The organism is Amycolatopsis sp. NPDC114505 (assembly GCF_055633615.1).
In genome coordinates, this window is the sequence record NZ_JBVKDV010000003.1 from 1,727,817 (window position 1) to 1,744,470 (window position 16,654).

General features: G+C 74.1%; 6 protein-coding genes. All 6 read left to right on the plus strand.

Features of this window, described 5'->3' with window-relative positions:
• Nucleotides 1–24 precede the first annotated feature (24 nt).
• Nucleotides 25–930, plus strand: a complete 906-nt coding sequence (locus ACZ7OU_RS37055) for an acetamidase/formamidase family protein (protein WP_470258811.1) — start codon at nucleotides 25–27, stop codon at nucleotides 928–930.
• Between the two features lie 84 nt (nucleotides 931–1,014).
• Nucleotides 1,015–1,755 (plus strand): DUF1206 domain-containing protein, encoded by a 741-nt coding sequence (locus ACZ7OU_RS37060; protein WP_470242993.1) that lies wholly within the window; start codon nucleotides 1,015–1,017, stop codon nucleotides 1,753–1,755.
• A gap of 177 nt (nucleotides 1,756–1,932) precedes the next feature.
• Nucleotides 1,933–5,721 (plus strand): non-ribosomal peptide synthetase, encoded by a 3,789-nt coding sequence (locus ACZ7OU_RS37065; RefSeq protein ID WP_470258812.1) that lies wholly within the window; start codon nucleotides 1,933–1,935, stop codon nucleotides 5,719–5,721.
• On the plus strand, nucleotides 5,718–14,189 hold the full coding sequence (locus ACZ7OU_RS37070; RefSeq protein ID WP_470258813.1) for an amino acid adenylation domain-containing protein: 8,472 nt from the start codon (nucleotides 5,718–5,720) through the stop codon (nucleotides 14,187–14,189). Before ACZ7OU_RS37065 ends, ACZ7OU_RS37070 begins: the two co-directional genes overlap by 4 nt.
• Nucleotides 14,190–14,208: 19 nt before the next feature.
• Nucleotides 14,209–15,081 carry a TauD/TfdA dioxygenase family protein gene (locus tag ACZ7OU_RS37075; protein WP_470258814.1) on the plus strand — a complete coding sequence of 291 codons (873 nt, stop codon included), beginning with the start codon at nucleotides 14,209–14,211 and terminating at the stop codon, nucleotides 15,079–15,081.
• A gap of 1 nt (nucleotide 15,082) precedes the next feature.
• Nucleotides 15,083–16,291 carry a cytochrome P450 family protein gene (locus ACZ7OU_RS37080; RefSeq protein WP_470258815.1) on the plus strand — a complete coding sequence of 403 codons (1,209 nt, stop codon included), beginning with the start codon at nucleotides 15,083–15,085 and terminating at the stop codon, nucleotides 16,289–16,291.
• Nucleotides 16,292–16,654 lie beyond the last annotated feature (363 nt).

A 16,654-nucleotide genomic window follows, 5' to 3' on the forward strand; every position in this document is an offset into this window, starting at 1 on the left:
ACGCTCGTCACCAGGAGGCGAACCATGGCTGAGCACCAGCTGCCGGCAACCCGCGAGACCACCGTCGACGTCTTCGACCGGGCCACTCCGCCCGTGCTGACGGTGTCCTCCGGCGACTCCGTCGTCGTCGGCTCGCTCGACGCCGGGGGCTACCTGGAACGCCGGCTGAACGGCCCCACGCTGTTCGCGGACCGGCGCGGGCACTGCCTGACCGGGCCGATCGAAGTGCGCGGCGCCGAGCCGGGGATGGTCCTGCGGGTGCACTTCGGGTCGATCACGCCCGGCGACTGGGGCTGGACGACCGCGGGGGTGAAGGACACCGCGCTCAACCGCAGGCTGGGCGTCGCCGGCGGACCCGCCGCGCGCCTGACGTGGGACATCGGCGACGACACGGCCACCAGCAACCTCGGCCACACCGTCCGCGTCGCGCCCTTCCTCGGCGTGGTCGGCCTTCCCCCGGCCGAGCCGGGACCCCACTCGACCATTCCGCCGCGAGCGGCCGGCGGCGGCAACATCGACTGCCGCGACCTGGTGGCCGGGTCCACGCTGGTCCTGCCGGTGACCGTGCCCGGCGCGCTGCTGCACCTGGGCGACGGCCACGCCGCGCAAGGCCACGGCGAAGTCGGCGGGACGGCGATCGAATGCCCGATGACCACCGAAGTCACCCTGACGCTGGCGGCGGAGCCGGAGGTCCCGGGGATCCACGCCGTGACCCCGGAAGGCCGGGTCACCTTCGGGTTCGACGCCGACCTCAACCAGGCCACGGCGGACGCGCTGGACACCATGCTGACCTGGCTGCAGCGGCTCCACGACGTCGACAAGCCGACCGCGCTGGCGCTCGCCAGCCCCGTCGTGGACCTGCGGATCACCCAGGTCGCCAACGAGACCTGGGGTGTGCACGCGGTCCTGCCGCACGACGCGATCCGCTGATCGACGGCGAAAACGGGCGGACACCTGGTCAATCGGGCCGGCGTGGACCAGGATGCCCCCGTGCCCGACATCCGAGGATTCACCTTGTTCGCCCGAATCGGCCTCGCCTGCTACGCCGTCGTGCACTTCGTCGTCGCGTGGCTGGCGGCCCAGGTCGCGCTGGGCGACAACGAAAAGGCCGACAAGGCCGGCGCCCTGCAGATCGTGGCCACGGGCGGCGGAGCGTGGCTGCTCTGGCTGATCGCGGCCGGCACCGGGCTGCTGGCGCTGTGGCAGCTCACCGAAGCGATCGCGGGGCACCGGCACGCCGCACCGCGACGGCGGTGGGTCCGGCGGGCGGCCAGCGGCGTCGAGGTGGTGCTGTACGGCCTCGTCGCCTACAGCGCGGCGAAGACCGCGATCGGCGGTTCCGGCAAAGCGGGCTCGGTGGTGGCCACGGTCCTGGCCGAGGACTGGGGCGCCGCGGCGGTGGTCTCGGCCGGCGGAGCCGTGGTCGCGGTGGCCGCGTTCCTCGCCTACCGCGGGATCAGGAAGAAGTTCGTCCACGACCTCGACTTCGACGGGGCGTCCCCGGCGGTGCGGCGGTCGACGGAGCGGCTCGGCCAGGTCGGCTGGTGCGCGATGGCGCTCGCCTACGGCACCGTGGGCGCGATGTTCGTCGTCGCCGCCGTCGAGTACGACCCGGCCAAGGCCGGTGGTCTGGACCCGGCGCTCAAGACCCTCGCCGTCCAGCCGTACGGGCAGATCCTGCTGCTGGTGCTGGCCGCCGGGATCGCGGTCTACGGCGTGTTCGCGCTGCTCGAAAGCCGGTACCGCAAGATCTGACGCCGAAGCGGCCGTCCCTGCGCGCGAAGGACTTCCGGGCAAACTTCTGTCACCCCTCGTCCTCACCCGACGGTGTGGTGTTAACTGTCCGGACAGACAGAGAGCGTTTCCCCGACCTCGGCGGCGACGGAACAACGCAGTACCGGTTCGCCCGCCCGCCCCGAAAGGCCGCCCTCGATGCGAGTGTCCGCGCCGCTGTCGTCCGGTCAGCAACGCCTGTGGACCGTCTCCCAGCTGGACGGCGCCGGCCCGGCCTACAACGAGACCATGGCCTTCGCCCTGCGGGGCCCGCTGGACCGCGAGGCGCTGCGAAGGGCGTTCGACGCGCTCGCCGACCGCCACGAAACCCTGCGCACCCGGATCGTCGTCGAGGACGGCGGGCCCGTGCAGATCGTCGAACCCGCCGGTCACGGGTTTCCCTGCGTCGTCACCGACGTCACCGGACGACCGGGCGAAGCGGCCGAACTGCGGCGCACCGACCCGTTCGAACCGTTCGACCTGACGCGCGCCCCGCTGGCCCGGGCCCGGCTGCTGGCCGCGGGCGACGAGGACCACGTCCTGCTGATCACCGTCCACCACGTCGTCTTCGACGGCTGGTCCCGCACTCTGCTGCTGCGCGAACTGGGCGCCCTCTACGCCGCTCAAATGAGCGGCGCGTCGGCCGACCTGCCGGAAACCCGCCCCTACCGCGACCACGCCCGGGCGCAGCAGGACTGGCTGGCCGGCCCCGGTCCGGCGCCGCACGAGGCGTACTGGCAGGACCGGCTCGACGGCGTGCCGCCCGTGCTGGAGCTGCCCGCCGACCGGCCGCGCCCGGCCCGGCAGGACCACCGCGGCGCCCGGGTGCCGGTCGCGCTCGGGCCGGAGCTCACCGCCCGGCTGAAGGCGGTGGCGCGCGAGCACGGCGTCACGCTCTACTCCACCATCCTGACCTGCTGGTTCATCCTGTTGTCCCGGCTTTCCGCGCAAACTGACATCGTTGTCGGCGTCCCCACCGCCAACCGCGGCGGCGGAGGCGAGTACCCCGAGACGATCGGCTTCTTCGTCAACACGCTCGCCGTGCGCGCCGAGCTGGGCGGCTCCCCCACCGGCGCCGTCCTGCTCAAGGAGGTCCGCGCGGCCCTGCGGGGCGCGATCGACCACGTCGAGCTGCCGTTCGAGCGGGTCGTCGAGCTGGTCAACCCGCCGCGCAGCCCGGCGCACACCCCGCTGTTCCAGACGATGTTCGCCTGGGTGCCGACCCTGCACGACGTCCTAGAGCTGCCCGGCGTGGCCGTCGAATCCCTCGACGTCGAGCACGCCCCCGCGAAGTTCGACCTGGCGCTCGGCCTGGCCGACGAAAACGGCGACGTCCTCGGCCACCTCGACTACGCCGTCGCCCTCTTCGACCACGCCACCGCACAGCGGTACGGCCGGTACCTCGTGCGGCTGCTGGAACAGCTGGCCGCGCGGCCCGGCGGCGACATCGCGAGCTACGAGCTCCTCGACGACGCCGAACGCCGCGAGATCCTCACGGCCTGGAGCACCGGGCCGAGCCCGCGCCGGCGGCCGGGCGGGCTCGTCGACCGGTTCACCGCGCACGCCGACCGCACCCCGGACGCCGCCGCGCTCGTCTGCGACGGCTCGGCGCTGACCTACGGCGAGCTGGATCGCCGCAGCACGAAGCTGGCGAACGCCCTGCGCGCACGAGGAGCCGGGCCGGCCGCGGTCGTGGCCGTCCTCAGTGGACGGTCGGTGGAGCTGGTCGTCGCCGTGCTGGGAGTGCTGAAGACCGGCGCCGCCTACCTCCCGCTCGACCCGGCCCAGCCGGCCGCGCGCCGGGCGGCGATGGTCGAGGACGCGCGCCCCGTGCTGGTACTGGGCGACGACGTCGCGGCCCTCGAAGCCGAAGGCGACGCGACCCGGAACCCGGTCACGACCGGCCCCGGGGAGACGGCCTACGTCATCTACACCTCGGGGTCGACCGGGCGTCCGAAGGGCGTCGCGGTGACCCACCACAGCGTCCTCGCCCTGTTCGACCAGTGGCTCGACCGCTTCGGCGCGACCCCCGGCGAGGCGACGTCGGCGTGGTCGAGCATCGGCTTCGACGCTTCGGTGCACGAGCTGCTGCTCCCCCTGACCACCGGCGCCGTGCTGCACGTCGTGCCCGAGGACGTCCGGCCCGACCCCGCCGCGCTGATGGCCTGGCTGCGAGAACACCGTGTGGTGCAGGCGTTCCTGCCGCCCGCCTACGTCCGGTGGATCGACGAGGACCCCGGCCGGGTCGACGGGCTCGCACTGCGGCAGGTCCTCACCGGCGTCGAACCGCTGACCGACGCCGCGCTCGCCCGGTTCGAAGCGGCCCTGCCCGGCCTGCGGATCTGCTTCGGCTACGGACCGACCGAGGCCACGCTCTACGCCACCGCGCACTTCGACCCCCGGCCGTCCGAGCGCCCGGCGCCGATCGGGCGGCCGCTGCCCGGGTCGCGGCTGTACCTGCTGGACGAGCGGCTGCGGCCGGTCCCGCCGGGCGTCGTGGGCGAGGTCTTCCTGGCCGGCGACTGCCTGGCCCGCGGGTACCTGCACCGGCCGGGGCTGACCGCCGAGCGGTTCGTCGCGGATCCGTTCGTCCCGGGCGAACGGATGTACCGCACCGGCGACCTGGCGCGGTGGCTCGCGAGCGGCGAAGCCGAGTACGCCGGCCGCCGCGACGACCAGATCAAGCTGCGCGGGTTCCGCATCGAACCCGGCGAGGTGACGGCCGCGCTGCTGGCCGTCCCGGGCGTCCGGGAGGCCGCCGTGCTCGTGGACCGCGAGGGCGAGCCGCGGCTGGTCGCCGGGATCGCGGGCGGCGCACGCTCGCCGCACGAGTGGCGGGCCGCGCTCGCCGACCGGCTGCCGGACTACATGATCCCGTCCGTGTTCGCCGAGTTCGACCGGCTGCCCTTGAGCCGCAGCGGCAAGCTCGACCGCGACGCCGTCCTGGCGCATGCCCGGGCGAGCGCGCCCGCAGCGGTCAACACCGCCGCTCCACGCGACCACGTCGAGCTCGCGCTGCTGACGATCTGGCGAACCCTCCTGCTGCACCCCGCGATCGGCGTCTCGGACGACTTCTTCGACGTCGGCGGCACGTCGATCTCGGCGATCAAGCTCGCCCACGCGATCGGCGCCGAGTTCGGCCGCGAGCTGCCGATCCGGGACGTCATCCTGCACCCGACCATCGAGGCGCAGGCCGCACTGCTGCGTACGGACAGCCCCTCCGGCGCCGGCAGCCTGATCGAGTTCCGCCGCGGTGCCGGCGCGGCCCGCGTCGTGTGCGTGCACCCGGCCGGCGGGACGGCGTTCTGCTACCTGCCGCTCAGCGCCGCGCTGCCCGGCGACGCCGGTGTCGCCGGGATCCAGTCCCCCGGGCTCAACGCCGGTGAAGAGCCCCTGCCGAGTGTCGAGGCGATGGCCGAGGAGTACCTGCGGCTCGTCGACCCGCGGCCCGGCGAATCCTTGGTCCTTTGTGGACTGTCCTACGGCGGCCTGGTCGCCTACGAGATGGGCCGGCGGCTGGCGGCGCACCACCCGCGCGTGAGCGTCGTCCTGCTCGACACCACCGCCACCGACGACCCCGCCGCGAAGGCCGCGATCGAGCCGGTGTCCGCGGCCGAGTTCCGCGAGAAGCTGGTCCGCTTCAACGGGATGTACCCGGGGATCGACGACGCGCAGATCGAGCGCTACCACCGCACGTACAACCACAACCGGCTGACCGCGCGCGAGCACGATCCCGGCGAGTCGGCGGCGCGGGTGGTGTTCGTGCAGGCGGTCGGCGAGGACACGGTGCCGGGCACGGCGGAGTTCTGGCGCCGCCGGGTCCGCGGCGAGTTCGAGGTCGTCCCGGCGGACTGCGGGCACTGGGACATGCTCGAGAGCGACGCACTGCCGCTGGTCGCCAAGGTGATCACCCAAGAACTCAGCACGGCCGAGCTGGCGGCGCGATGACCTCGATCGCCCGCCGCGTCCACGACCGGGCCCTGCGGCACCCGGACGCCGTCGCCGTGTCCGACGGCCCGCGCCGGCTCACCTACGCCGAGCTGAACGCCGGGGCCGCGGCCGTCGCGGAATCGTTGTCCCGCCGCGGGGTTCGCCCGGGTGACGCGGTCGCGGTGGGCCTGCCGCGGTCGGCGGACCTGATCCTCGTGATGCTGGGCGTGCTGCGCCTGGGCGCGCAGGTCGTGCCGCTGGACCGGCTGAGCCCGCCCGCGCGCCGCGACGTCATCCTCGCCGACGCGGGCGCGGTCGTCGTCGTGGAGGACGAGCTGCCCGAGCTGACGCCGGCCGAGGCCGGTGTCCCCGCCGAGCCCGCGCCGGCGTCGTTCCTCTTCTACACCTCCGGCACGACCGGCCGCCCCAAGGGCGTCGAGGTGCGCGACGCCGGGGTCCTGCGGCTGGCCGAACCCGGCTGGCTCGACCACGGCACGCGGTTCGCCTGCCTGGCCAACCCCGCGTTCGACGCGATCAGCTTCGAGGTGTGGGTGCCGCTGCTGACCGGCGGCACGTGCGTGATCCTCGACGACGACACCGTCCGGGACCCGCGCGCGTTCGCCGATGCCCTGGTGCGCGAACGCATCGACACGATGTTCGTGACCGCGACGCTGTTCAACGCCGTCGCCGAGACCGTGCCGGACAGCTTCGCGACCGTGCGCCGGGTCGTCATCGGCGGCGAGCAGCTCAACGCCCCGCTGATCCGCCGCTGGTACCGGGCCAACCCGGACGCGCCGACGCGGCTGCAGAACGGCTACGGCCCCACCGAAACGACGACGTTCGCGCTGAGCTACGCCATCCCGCGGGGTTTCGACGGCGACGTCGTGCCGATCGGGCGCCCGCTGCCCGGCACCGGCGCGGTCGCGGTGACCGCGGACGAGCGCGTGGCCGCCGAAGGCGAGCTGGCGGAGCTGTACCTCTCGGGAGCCGGGGTCGCGCTCGGCTACCGGGGCCTGCCCGCGGAAACCGGGCAGCGGTTCGTGCGGCTGCCGTGGCTCGACGAAGGCCGCGCGCGGTTCTACCGCACCGGCGACCTGGTCCGCGTGCTGCCGGGCGGGCGGTTCGCCTACGCCGGGCGGACCGACCGGCAGGTGAAGGTCCGCGGGTTCCGGATCGAGCCGGGCGAGCTGGAGCAGCGGCTGCTCGCGCACCCGGAGGTCCGGCAGGTCCACGTGGCCGTGCGCCACGCGGCCACGGCCGAGCTGCTCGCCTTCCTCGTCGCGGGCGACCTCTCCTACGAGGCGTTCGAAGCTCATCTGAGCGAAACCGTGCCGTCCTACATGCGGCCGCAGCACGTGGTCCGCGTCGGCGAGCTGCCCCGGAACGCGAACGGAAAGGTCGACGAGGCCGCGCTGCTGGCCGGCGGGTTCGCGCCGTGGCGGCCGGACATCGGCGGGGCGGCGACCTCTTGGGAGCGCGAAGTCCTGGACGTCGTGTCGGCCATCCTCGACGTCCCGGAGCTCCACCCGGGCGACACGTGGCTGCGGTCCGGGGGCGACTCGCTCAAGGCGTTGCGGCTGCGGTTCGCGATCCGGGAACGCTGGGGCGCGGACCTGGCGCCTTCGGTGGTGCAGCGCGGCGCCTTCGCCGATCTCGCGGCCGCCGTCGCCGGTGCCGGGCGCGCGGCCTATCCGGAGCCGGGTGCCCCGACGACGGCGACGTCCGCGCCGGCCACCAGCGAGCAACAACGGCTTTGGCTGCTGCAGCAACGGAATCCGGCTTCCACCGCCTACCACGTGCCGCTCGCCTTCCGGGTCACCGGCGCACCCGACGTCGACGCGCTTCGCCGGGACGTGCGCGGTCTCGTGGACCGGCACCCGGCGCTGCGCACCGCGTTCGAGGCGACCCCCGACGGTCTGCGGCAGGTGGCGAAGGCGCCGTACGACCCCTGGACCGAGCCGTCCGAGGACTTCTTCACCGCGCCGTTCGACCTCGCGTCGGGCCGGCCGCTGCGCGCGGCCTGGCGGCCCGACGGGACGCTTCTGCTGTGCCTGCACCACATCGCGGTCGACGGCTGGTCGCTCAACATCCTCTTCCGCGAGCTGTCCGGCGCGCCGCCACGGCCGGACGCGCACACGCCTCTCGACTTCGCCGGCTGGCAGTCCCGCTGGTTCGCCGCCCCCGGCTACCGCGCTCAACTGAGCGAACGATCCGACGAAGCCGAGCCTCTCGGCGAAGCGTCCCTGGCCGGGCGGCTGCACACGACCCGCATCGACCGCGAGCGCGTCGACGCCTGCGCGGCCGAGCTGGGCCTGACCCGCTTCCAGCTTCTGCTCGGCGTGTTCGCGTGGAGTCTTTACGCCGTGACCGGGCGGACCCGGCCCCGGATCGCCGCGCCGGTGGCGAACCGGCCGGTGCGGGAGTTCGAAGACAGCGTGGGGATGTTCGCCAACACCGTACGACTGCCCCTTTCCGTGCACCCGGACGAGGACCTGGACACCCAGCTGCGCCGGCTCGGCGAAGCGTCCGGTGCGGCGCTGGACGGCCAGGACGTCGCCTTCGCCGACCTCGATCCGGGCTACGCGGCCTTCGACTACCTGTTCGTCCTGGAGAACACCGACTTCGGCGCGCTGCGGCTGCCCGGCTGCTCGGTCAGTCCACAGTGGATCGAAGCGGCCGAGGCGAAGTGCGCGCTCACGCTGTCGGTCGTCGAGCGGCCGGATGGCTTCGACTGTCTATGGGAGTACGGGGAAGGCCACTTCACCGCAGCCGAGGCGACGGCCCTCGGCGACGTCTTCGACCGCGCCCTGCACGGCGACGCCCGGACTCCGGACCACCGGGACCACGGCCGGGGTGCCGCGGCGGAGCTGACATGGGAGACCGTGGCGGAGGGCTTCGCGCGGCAGGTCGCGCGGACGCCCGACGCCCCGGCGCTGACCGGCGACACGACGCTGACCTACGCCGAGCTGGACGCGCACGCGGCCCGGCTGGCCGCCACGCTGCCCGAGGACGCCACCGACGTCGCGCTGTACCTGAGGCCGTCGGCCGAGCACGTCGTCGCGCTCCTCGCGCTGGCGCGGCTGAACATCACCGCCGTGCCCCTGGATCCCGCGTACCCGCCCGCGTTGCTGCGGGACGTGCTGGACCAGGTCCGGCCGAGCTGCGTCCTGCTCACCCCGGGGGAAACGTTCGACGCCGGCGTCGAGCGGCGGTTCGTCACGCTCGCCGGCGGCCCGGCGCCGGACGTCCCGGTCCGGCACGCCGGACGGCCGCTCTACACGCTGTTCACGTCGGGCTCGACCGGCGTGCCCAAGGGCGTGCGCGTCCCGGACCGCACGCTGGCCAACCTGCTGCAGTGGCAGGACGCGCCGCCCGCGTCGACGCAGCAGTTCTCGATGCTGTCGTTCGACGTGTCGTTCCAGGAGATCTTCACGACCCTCTGCGGCGGCGGCCGGCTGCACCTGGTCCGGCCGGAGTGGCGGCACGACGTCCCGGCGCTGCTGGAGCAGCTGGAAACCGCCGGGATCGAGCGGATCTTCCTGCCCTACGTCGCCTTGCAGCTGCTCGCCGAGCACGGCGTGCGGCTCGGGCGGTACCCGTCGCGGCTGCGGGACGTGATCACCGCCGGCGAGCAGCTGGTGTGCACGCCGGCCATCCGCCGGTGGTTCGCCGGGCTGCCCGGCGCGCGCCTGCACAACCACTACGGCCCGACCGAGACCCACGTCGTGAGCGCGCTGACCCTCGACGGCGACCCGGCGGAGTGGCCAGAGCGGCCCGCGATCGGCCGTCCGGTGGCGAACGCGGTGCTGCGGGTCGCCGACGCCGCGGGCGCGCCCCTGCCGCCGGGCCAGGTCGGCGAGCTACTGATCGGCGGTCTCGCGGCGAACCGGTGTTATCTCGGCGAAGCGGCTTCGGAGAAGTTCGCGGAGCTGCCGGAGCTGTACTACCGCAGCGGCGACCTCGCGCACTTCGACCGCGCCGGGCTGCTGCACTTCGACGGCCGGGCCGACCGGCAGGTCAAGCTCAGCGGGTACCGCCTGGAGCTGGGGCAGGTCGAGGCGGCGCTGCTGCGCCACCCCGACGTCGTCAACGCGGTGGTCGTGCCCGAAGACGGCCGGCTGGCCGCGTTCCTCGAGTGCCGCCGGACGCCGACCGCGCTCGAGCTGAGCGAGCACCTGGCGCCGCTGCTGCCGCCGCACGCGCGGGTCGACCGCTTCCGCGTCGTCGCCGCCCTGCCGCGCACGCCCAGCGGGAAGCTCGACCGGGACGCCGCTGCCCGGGCACCGGGCACGGATCTGCGGCGGGGGACGTCGTCGTCGAGCGAGCTGGCGACCCTGTTCGAAGAGGTGACCGGGGCGCCGATCGGGCCGGACGAGACGTTCTTCGCCGCCGGGGCCACCAGCCTCTCGCTGATGCGGTTCCACCTGCGCTGCGCCGAGGCCGGGTACCGCTTCACCGCGGCCGACCTCTTCGAGCACGTCACCCTCCGGGAGCTGACCCGGCACGTGGAGAACGGCCCGGCCCAGGCTTCCGCCGGTGCTACCGCCGGTGTCGCCGACGAGCCGGTGGCGGTCGTCGGGATGGCGGTGCGGCTGCCCGGGGCGCCGGACCTGGCCGCGTTCTGGGACCTCGTCGTCACCGGCCGCCGGGGCATCGAGGAGTTCCCGGCCGCGGAGGGGCTCGTCGGCGCGCGCAGCCTCCTCGACGGGCCGCTGGCGTTCGACCCGGAGCACTTCGGGATCAGCCACCGCGACGCGGCGCTGATGGACCCGCAGCAGCGCCAGTTGCTGATGGCCTGCGTCGAAGCCCTGTCCCACGCCGGCTTGTCCCACGCCGGCGGGTCGGCGGGGCGCGTCGGGCTGGTCGCGGGCTGCGGCGAGAACACGTACTTCCAGCGGATGCTGCGCGAAGCCGACCCGGCCGCGCTGCCGGACGGCTTCCAGCTCGCCCTGCACCACGAGAAGGACTTCCTGGCCACGAAGGTCGCGTACCACCTGGATCTCCGTGGCCCCGCGCTGACGACCCAGACGGCGTGTTCGAGCTCGCTGGTCGCCGTCCACCAGGCCGCCGCGATGCTGCGCGGCGGCGAAGCGGACGTGATGCTGGCGGGCGGCGTGCTGGTCGACGTCACCCTGGCCGAGGGGTACCGCTACCGGCCGCAGCACATCTTTTCCGCGGACGGGCACTGCCGCCCGTTCAGCGACGACGCGGACGGCACGGTCGGGGCGAGCGGCGTCGGCGTGGTGGTGCTGAAGCCACTGTCGGCGGCCCGTCGCGACGGCGACACGGTGTATTCGGTGATCACGGGTTCGGCGCTGACCAACGACGGCGCGGTGAAGCAGGGGTACAGCGCACCGTCCCCGGCCGGGCAGCGTGCGGCCATCCAGGCCGCGCTGGGGCGGGCCGGGCGTTCGGGCGCGGACGTCGGGTACGTGGAGACGCACGGAACGGGGACGCGCCTGGGCGACCCGATCGAGGTGGCGGCCCTGCGCGAGGCGATGCCCGACGTCTCCTCGTGCGCGCTTTCCTCGCTGAAGAGCCAAATCGGCCACCTGGGCGCGGCGGCGGGCGTGGTGGGCCTGATCCGCGCGAGCCTGGCGATCCACCACGGAGTACTCCCGCCGACGGTCGACTTCCACGCCCCGAACCCGGCACTGGACCTGGGACCGTTCCGGGTGCCGACGCGGGCGGAGCCGTGGCCCGCCGGGCCACGGGTGGCCGGGGTGAGCAGCTTCGGCATCGGCGGGACGAACGCCCACGTGGTGCTGGAGTCGGTTCGCCCGGTGCCTTCGGCGCGCGCGGAACCCGTGCGGTGCTTGGTGCTTTCGGCTCGCAGCGCTTCGGCGTTGCGTCTTGAGGCGGGCCGGGTGGCGGAGTACTTGGCGGCGCGTCCGGAGTCCTATGTGGACGTATTGAGGCACCTGCAGTCGGGCCGTCCGGAGGGCCGTTGGCGCCTGGCGGCGGCGTGCGAAGACGCGGCCGCGGCGGTCGCCTGGCTGCGCACGGCCGAGCCCCAGGACGAAACGCTCGCCTCGCGGGTCGTGAGTGAGAAACAGGGTTCTAACCCTGTTTCTCACTCACGACCTCTTGCCGCGGCAGACCTGGCCGCCGCCTGGCTGGCCGGAACCCCCATCGACTGGGGCCACTCCCCCGCCCCCGCACCATGGGACTTTCCTCCCCCCGCCTTCGACGCCCGCGACTTCGACTTCCCGCGGAAAGCCGCCGTCTCCCGGCTGCCCGAAAGCGCGTGGCTGCACCAGCCCACCTGGGTCCGCCTCCGCCGAGCCACCACCACACCCACCACCCGGACCGACCGCGTCCTCGTCATCTCCGGCGAAGGCCCGCTCACCGCCCCCGCCCTCGACGCCGCCTACCCGCGCGTCGTCCGGGTCCACGCGGCAGACCACTTCACCCGCCTAGGCCCCGACACCTTCGAAGCCGACCCCGCCGACACCGCGTCCCTGCGCCAAGTCCTCGACGCCCTCACCGGCGACGAGATCGACTGGCTCCACACCCTCCCCCTCGGCATCACCGGCCCCCTGAGCCAAGCCTCGGTGCGCCACGCGACCTGGGCCTGTCTCGACACCCCCGCCGCCCTCCTGCGGGCCGCCCACGACCGTCCACTCAGGACGTGGTGGGTCTCCGCCGGGGCCGCGCCCGCGAACGCCGCCGTCACGCGCCCCGAAGCCGGGCTGCTGGCCGGGATCACGTCCGTCGGACCGCAGGAAAGCCGGATCCCCGGCCACTGGGCCGACCTCCCCACCCCGGACCTCGACGCCCTCGCCGATCTCCTCACCGGACCGACCCCGCCGGACCGCGTCGCCCTGCGCGCCGGGTTCTGGTGGGCGCAGGACAGCTCACCCGTCGACGCCGGCCTGCCCGCCATCACCGACGGGACCCACCTCGTCCTCGGCGGCACCGGCGGCATCGGGACCGCCGTCGCCGAAGAGCTGCTGACCCGCACCGCCGGCCGCGTCATCCTGCTGGCGCGCCACCCCTTCCTGCCCGACGCGCTCAAACCGTGGGGGGACCGCGTCGACCTGCTCGCCGCCGACGTCACCACCGTCACCGCCGACGACATCGGCACTCCCCTCGCCGGGATCGTGCACGCGGCCGGCACCCCGGACGGCGGGCTCATCGCCACCCGCGGCGACGGCACGCAGTCCGTCAAGCTCGCCGGCGCCCTGCTCACCGAACAGCTCATCGAACGCCACCGGCCCGCCTACGCCGTCTACTGCTCGTCGCTGTCCGCCCAGTTCGGCGGCACCGGCCAGCTCGATTACGCCGCCGCCAACGGCTTCCTCGACGCCCTCGCCCACCGCGACGGCCCGACCGCCCGCCTCTCGATCGGCTGGGACGTCTGGCGCGACACCGGTATGGCCGTCACCGCACTGGAAACCGACGCCCGGCACCAGGCGCACCTCACAGTCGGCCTCAGCGCCGACGAAGGCCGCCGCACCTTCACCCGCGCGCTGGGAACGGGACTCCCGCAGCTCCTGGTCGCGACGACCGGCCTCGAGACCGCCCGCGGGTTCCACGAACGCGACACCACGCCGGCCCCGCCGAAACCGGCCGAAGCCGACCTCACCGAGGAAGTGCGCGCTCTCCTGGGCGTCGCCGAACTCGACCCGGACGTCCCGCTCTACGACCTGGGCGCCGACTCCCTCACGCTGCTGGACGTCGTCGACTCGGTGAAACGTCTCTACGGCGTCGACCTCGACCTCGCCTGGCTCGGCCCCGAGGTCACGATGGCCGCGTTGCTGGCGAAGCTCTCCGAAGCCGCCGACACCGGCGAAGTAGCGGTACAGGTCTGGCGCGAGGGAGCCGGCCGCGACGTCGTGTGCCTCGTGCACCCGGTCGGCGGGGACGTCCACGCCTACCGCCCGCTCGTCGAGGCGCTGGCTCCCGAACTCGGCGTCTGCGTGATCGCGGACCCCGCGCTGAGCCGGTCCGAACCGCCCGGCTGGCCGGTGGCGGACCGGGCCCACCGCTACCACGCGGCGCTGCACAAGCGGTTTCCCGGGCACACCTGGCACTTGGCCGGCTGGTCGTTCGGCGCCTGGGTGGCGACCGGCATGGCCGCCGAAGCCGAGGCAGCCGGGCAGCCGGTGCGGGCGCTGCACCTCATCGACCCGCCGCCGCCCGGCGCGAGCGCCGCGGACTACAGCGACGCACAGCTGGAAACGGTGTTCGAGCGCGAGCTGGGCGCCTCCGGCGGCACCGCGGGCGAGCACGCCCGGCGGCTCGCCCGCGCGTGCCGGGCCAACCTGCGCAGCATGACCGGGCACGAGCTGCCGCGCCTGGCCACGACACCCAGCCACGTCTGGCTGGCCACCGAACCCGAGCCCGGCCTGCCGGTGGCCGACCGCGGCGGCTGGCGAGCCCTCCTGCCCGAACCGAGCCACTGGCACGAACTGCCCGCCACCCACTACGGCATCGTGCGCACGCCGCACGTCACCGCGGTGGCCGCCGCCATCGGACTGTGAGACCCACGGAAAGGAAACCATGGAGCAGTACGAACTCGACGCCGTCAAGCGGATCACCACGCGACCGGCGCGCGACTTCCGGACCCTGGAAGTGCGGGGCCTGACCCCCGTCATCGGCGCCGAGGTCACCGGCCTCGACCTGACCCGCGAACTGACCGAGGAGCAGCTCACCGAGCTGAAGACGGCGTTCCTCGACCACCACGTGCTGGTGTTCCGCGACCAGGACATCACGCCGGACGACCACCAGCGCCTGGCCGCGCACTTCGGCGAGCTGCGGCCGGTGAACCCGCCGCCCGAGCACGGCAACCCGTACATCCTCGAGGTCGCGACCGCCCCGGAGGCGGCCACCGTGTTCGGCAACGGCTGGCACGCCGACGGCACCGCCGACGCCGAGCCGTCGCTGGGCTCGATGCTGCACATCACGCGGATGCCCGAACCGGGCAGCGGCGGCGACACGCTCTTCGCGAACATGCACCTCGCGTACGACATGCTGTCGCCGAAGCTGAAGGAGCTGCTGGCCGGGCTGACCGCGATCCACGACGGCGCCCACGCTTTCCGCGGTCACAAGATCCCGGCGGGCTACGAGCCGCCGGTCAGCGAGCACCCGGTGGTGGTGCGGCACCCGGAGACGGATCGTCCGCTGCTGTACGTCAACCCGGCCTACACCTCGCGCATCCCCCAGCTCTCGGCCGACGAGAGCCAGGCGGTGCTCGACCTGCTGTTCTCGGTCGTGCCGAACCGGCCGATGCTGGCCTGCCGGGTGCGGTGGGAGCCGAACACGCTGGTGTTCTGGGACAACCGCTGCGTCCAGCACCACGCGACGTACGACTACTACCCGTACACCCGTTTCGGAAACCGCGTCGCGATCAACGGCGGCCCGCTGAAAGGCTGACATGTCGTCCGAACCTGTGGTGGACGTCCGCGATCCGGCCGTCCTCGACGACCCGATGCGCGGCTACGACCGCGTCCTCGCCGAGGCACCGGTCTGCCGGGCCCGGCTGGCCGGCGGCGAAGTGGGCTGGCTGGTCACCGGGAGCGACGCGGCCCGCGCGGTGCTCTCCGACCCGGCCGTGCGCAACGACCCGACCGGCCTGCCGGGGCAGGGCGCGCAGACGCAGGAGGAGGCGTTCCTCGCGCTGGGCACGCCGCCCGAGCACCTGCCGTACCTGCGGGCGAGCCTGCTGAGCCTCGACGGCGCCGAGCACACCCGGCTGCGCCGCAGCATCAGCCACGCGTTCAGCGCGTCCCGGGTCGCGGCGTTGCGCCCGCGGGTGCAGGAGATCGTCGACGGGCTGCTCGACGGCCTCGGCGAGACGGCGAACCTCATCGACGAGTACGCCTATCCCCTGGCCATGGCGGTGGTCTGCGAGCTGGTCGGGGTGCCCGAAGCGGACTGGGCGGACTGGTGGCGCTGGGGCAAGGTGCTCGTCGAGGGCGACCCGGCGCGGATCACGCCGACGCTGGGCGAGATGTTCGCCTACTGCCACGCGCTGGTCGACCGGCGCCGGGCCGAGCCGCGCGACGACCTGCTCAGCGAGGTCGTCGCGCAGGACGACCTGACCGACGTCGACGCCGTGGCGCTCGTGGTCTTCCTGGTGCTCGCCGGGCACGAAACCATGGCGCACATGCTGTCCAACGCGGCCCTCGCGCTGATGCGCGACCCCGGGCAGCGGGAGCTGCTGCGCACGGAGCCGGAGCTGTGGCCGGCGGCGGTGCGCGAGCTGGTCCGCACGGACGGCCCGGTCCAGCTGGCCCGCCTGCGCTACGCGGCGACCGACCTGGAGGTGGGCGGCGTCCGGATCAGCGCGGGCGACGCGGTCCAGGTGGTGCTGGGCGCGGCCAACCGCGACCCGGCCCAGTTCGCCCACCCCCACGCGGCGGACGTCCGCTGGCAGGCCGCGAACGGCGGCCGCGAGGGCAGTGTGGGGTTCGGCTGGGGGCCGCACTTCTGCCTGGGTGTGGCGCTGGCGAAGGTGGAGGCCGAGGTAGCGCTGCGCAGCCTGTTCGACCGGTTCCCGACGGTGCGGCCGGTGGGTGAGCCGGCGTGGGTGCCGTTGCCGCGTGGCCGCCACCGGGTCGCACTGGAGGTCCGGCTGCGCTGAGCGGGACGAGCCGCGCTTGGCCGCGCCCCGATGTGGCTTTCGGTAAGTGGGACGCGACCAAGGCCGCATCGGGCCCCGGCGGCGGGCCGACAAACCCCGACCGGGCCGCAGCGGAGCGGCGTGGGTGCCGTTGCCGCGTGGCCGCCACCGGGTCGCGCTGGAGGTCCGGCTGCGCTGAACGGGGCGAGCCACGCTTGGCCCCGCCCCGATGTGGCCTTCGGTGCGTCGAACGCAACCAAGGCCGCGTTGGGGAGCCGGCCGCCTGCGCTGAGCGGGCGAGCCGCGCTTGGCCGCGCCCCAAGGCCGCACCGGGGCGCCGACGGCCGGCCGAACAAACCCGACCAGGCCGCAGCGGTGCAGCGT

What these genes read in the sequence shown, in the direction of transcription:
- ACZ7OU_RS37055 (WP_470258811.1), top strand. Translation starts at nt 25, where the DNA reads ATGGCTGAGCACCAGCTGCCGGCAACCCGCGAGACCACCGTCGACGTC.
- ACZ7OU_RS37065 (WP_470258812.1), top strand. Translation starts at nt 1,933, where the DNA reads ATGCGAGTGTCCGCGCCGCTGTCGTCCGGTCAGCAACGCCTGTGGACC.
- ACZ7OU_RS37070 (WP_470258813.1), top strand. Translation starts at nt 5,718, where the DNA reads ATGACCTCGATCGCCCGCCGCGTCCACGACCGGGCCCTGCGGCACCCG.
- ACZ7OU_RS37075 (WP_470258814.1), top strand. Translation starts at nt 14,209, where the DNA reads ATGGAGCAGTACGAACTCGACGCCGTCAAGCGGATCACCACGCGACCG.
- ACZ7OU_RS37080 (WP_470258815.1), top strand. Translation starts at nt 15,083, where the DNA reads ATGTCGTCCGAACCTGTGGTGGACGTCCGCGATCCGGCCGTCCTCGAC.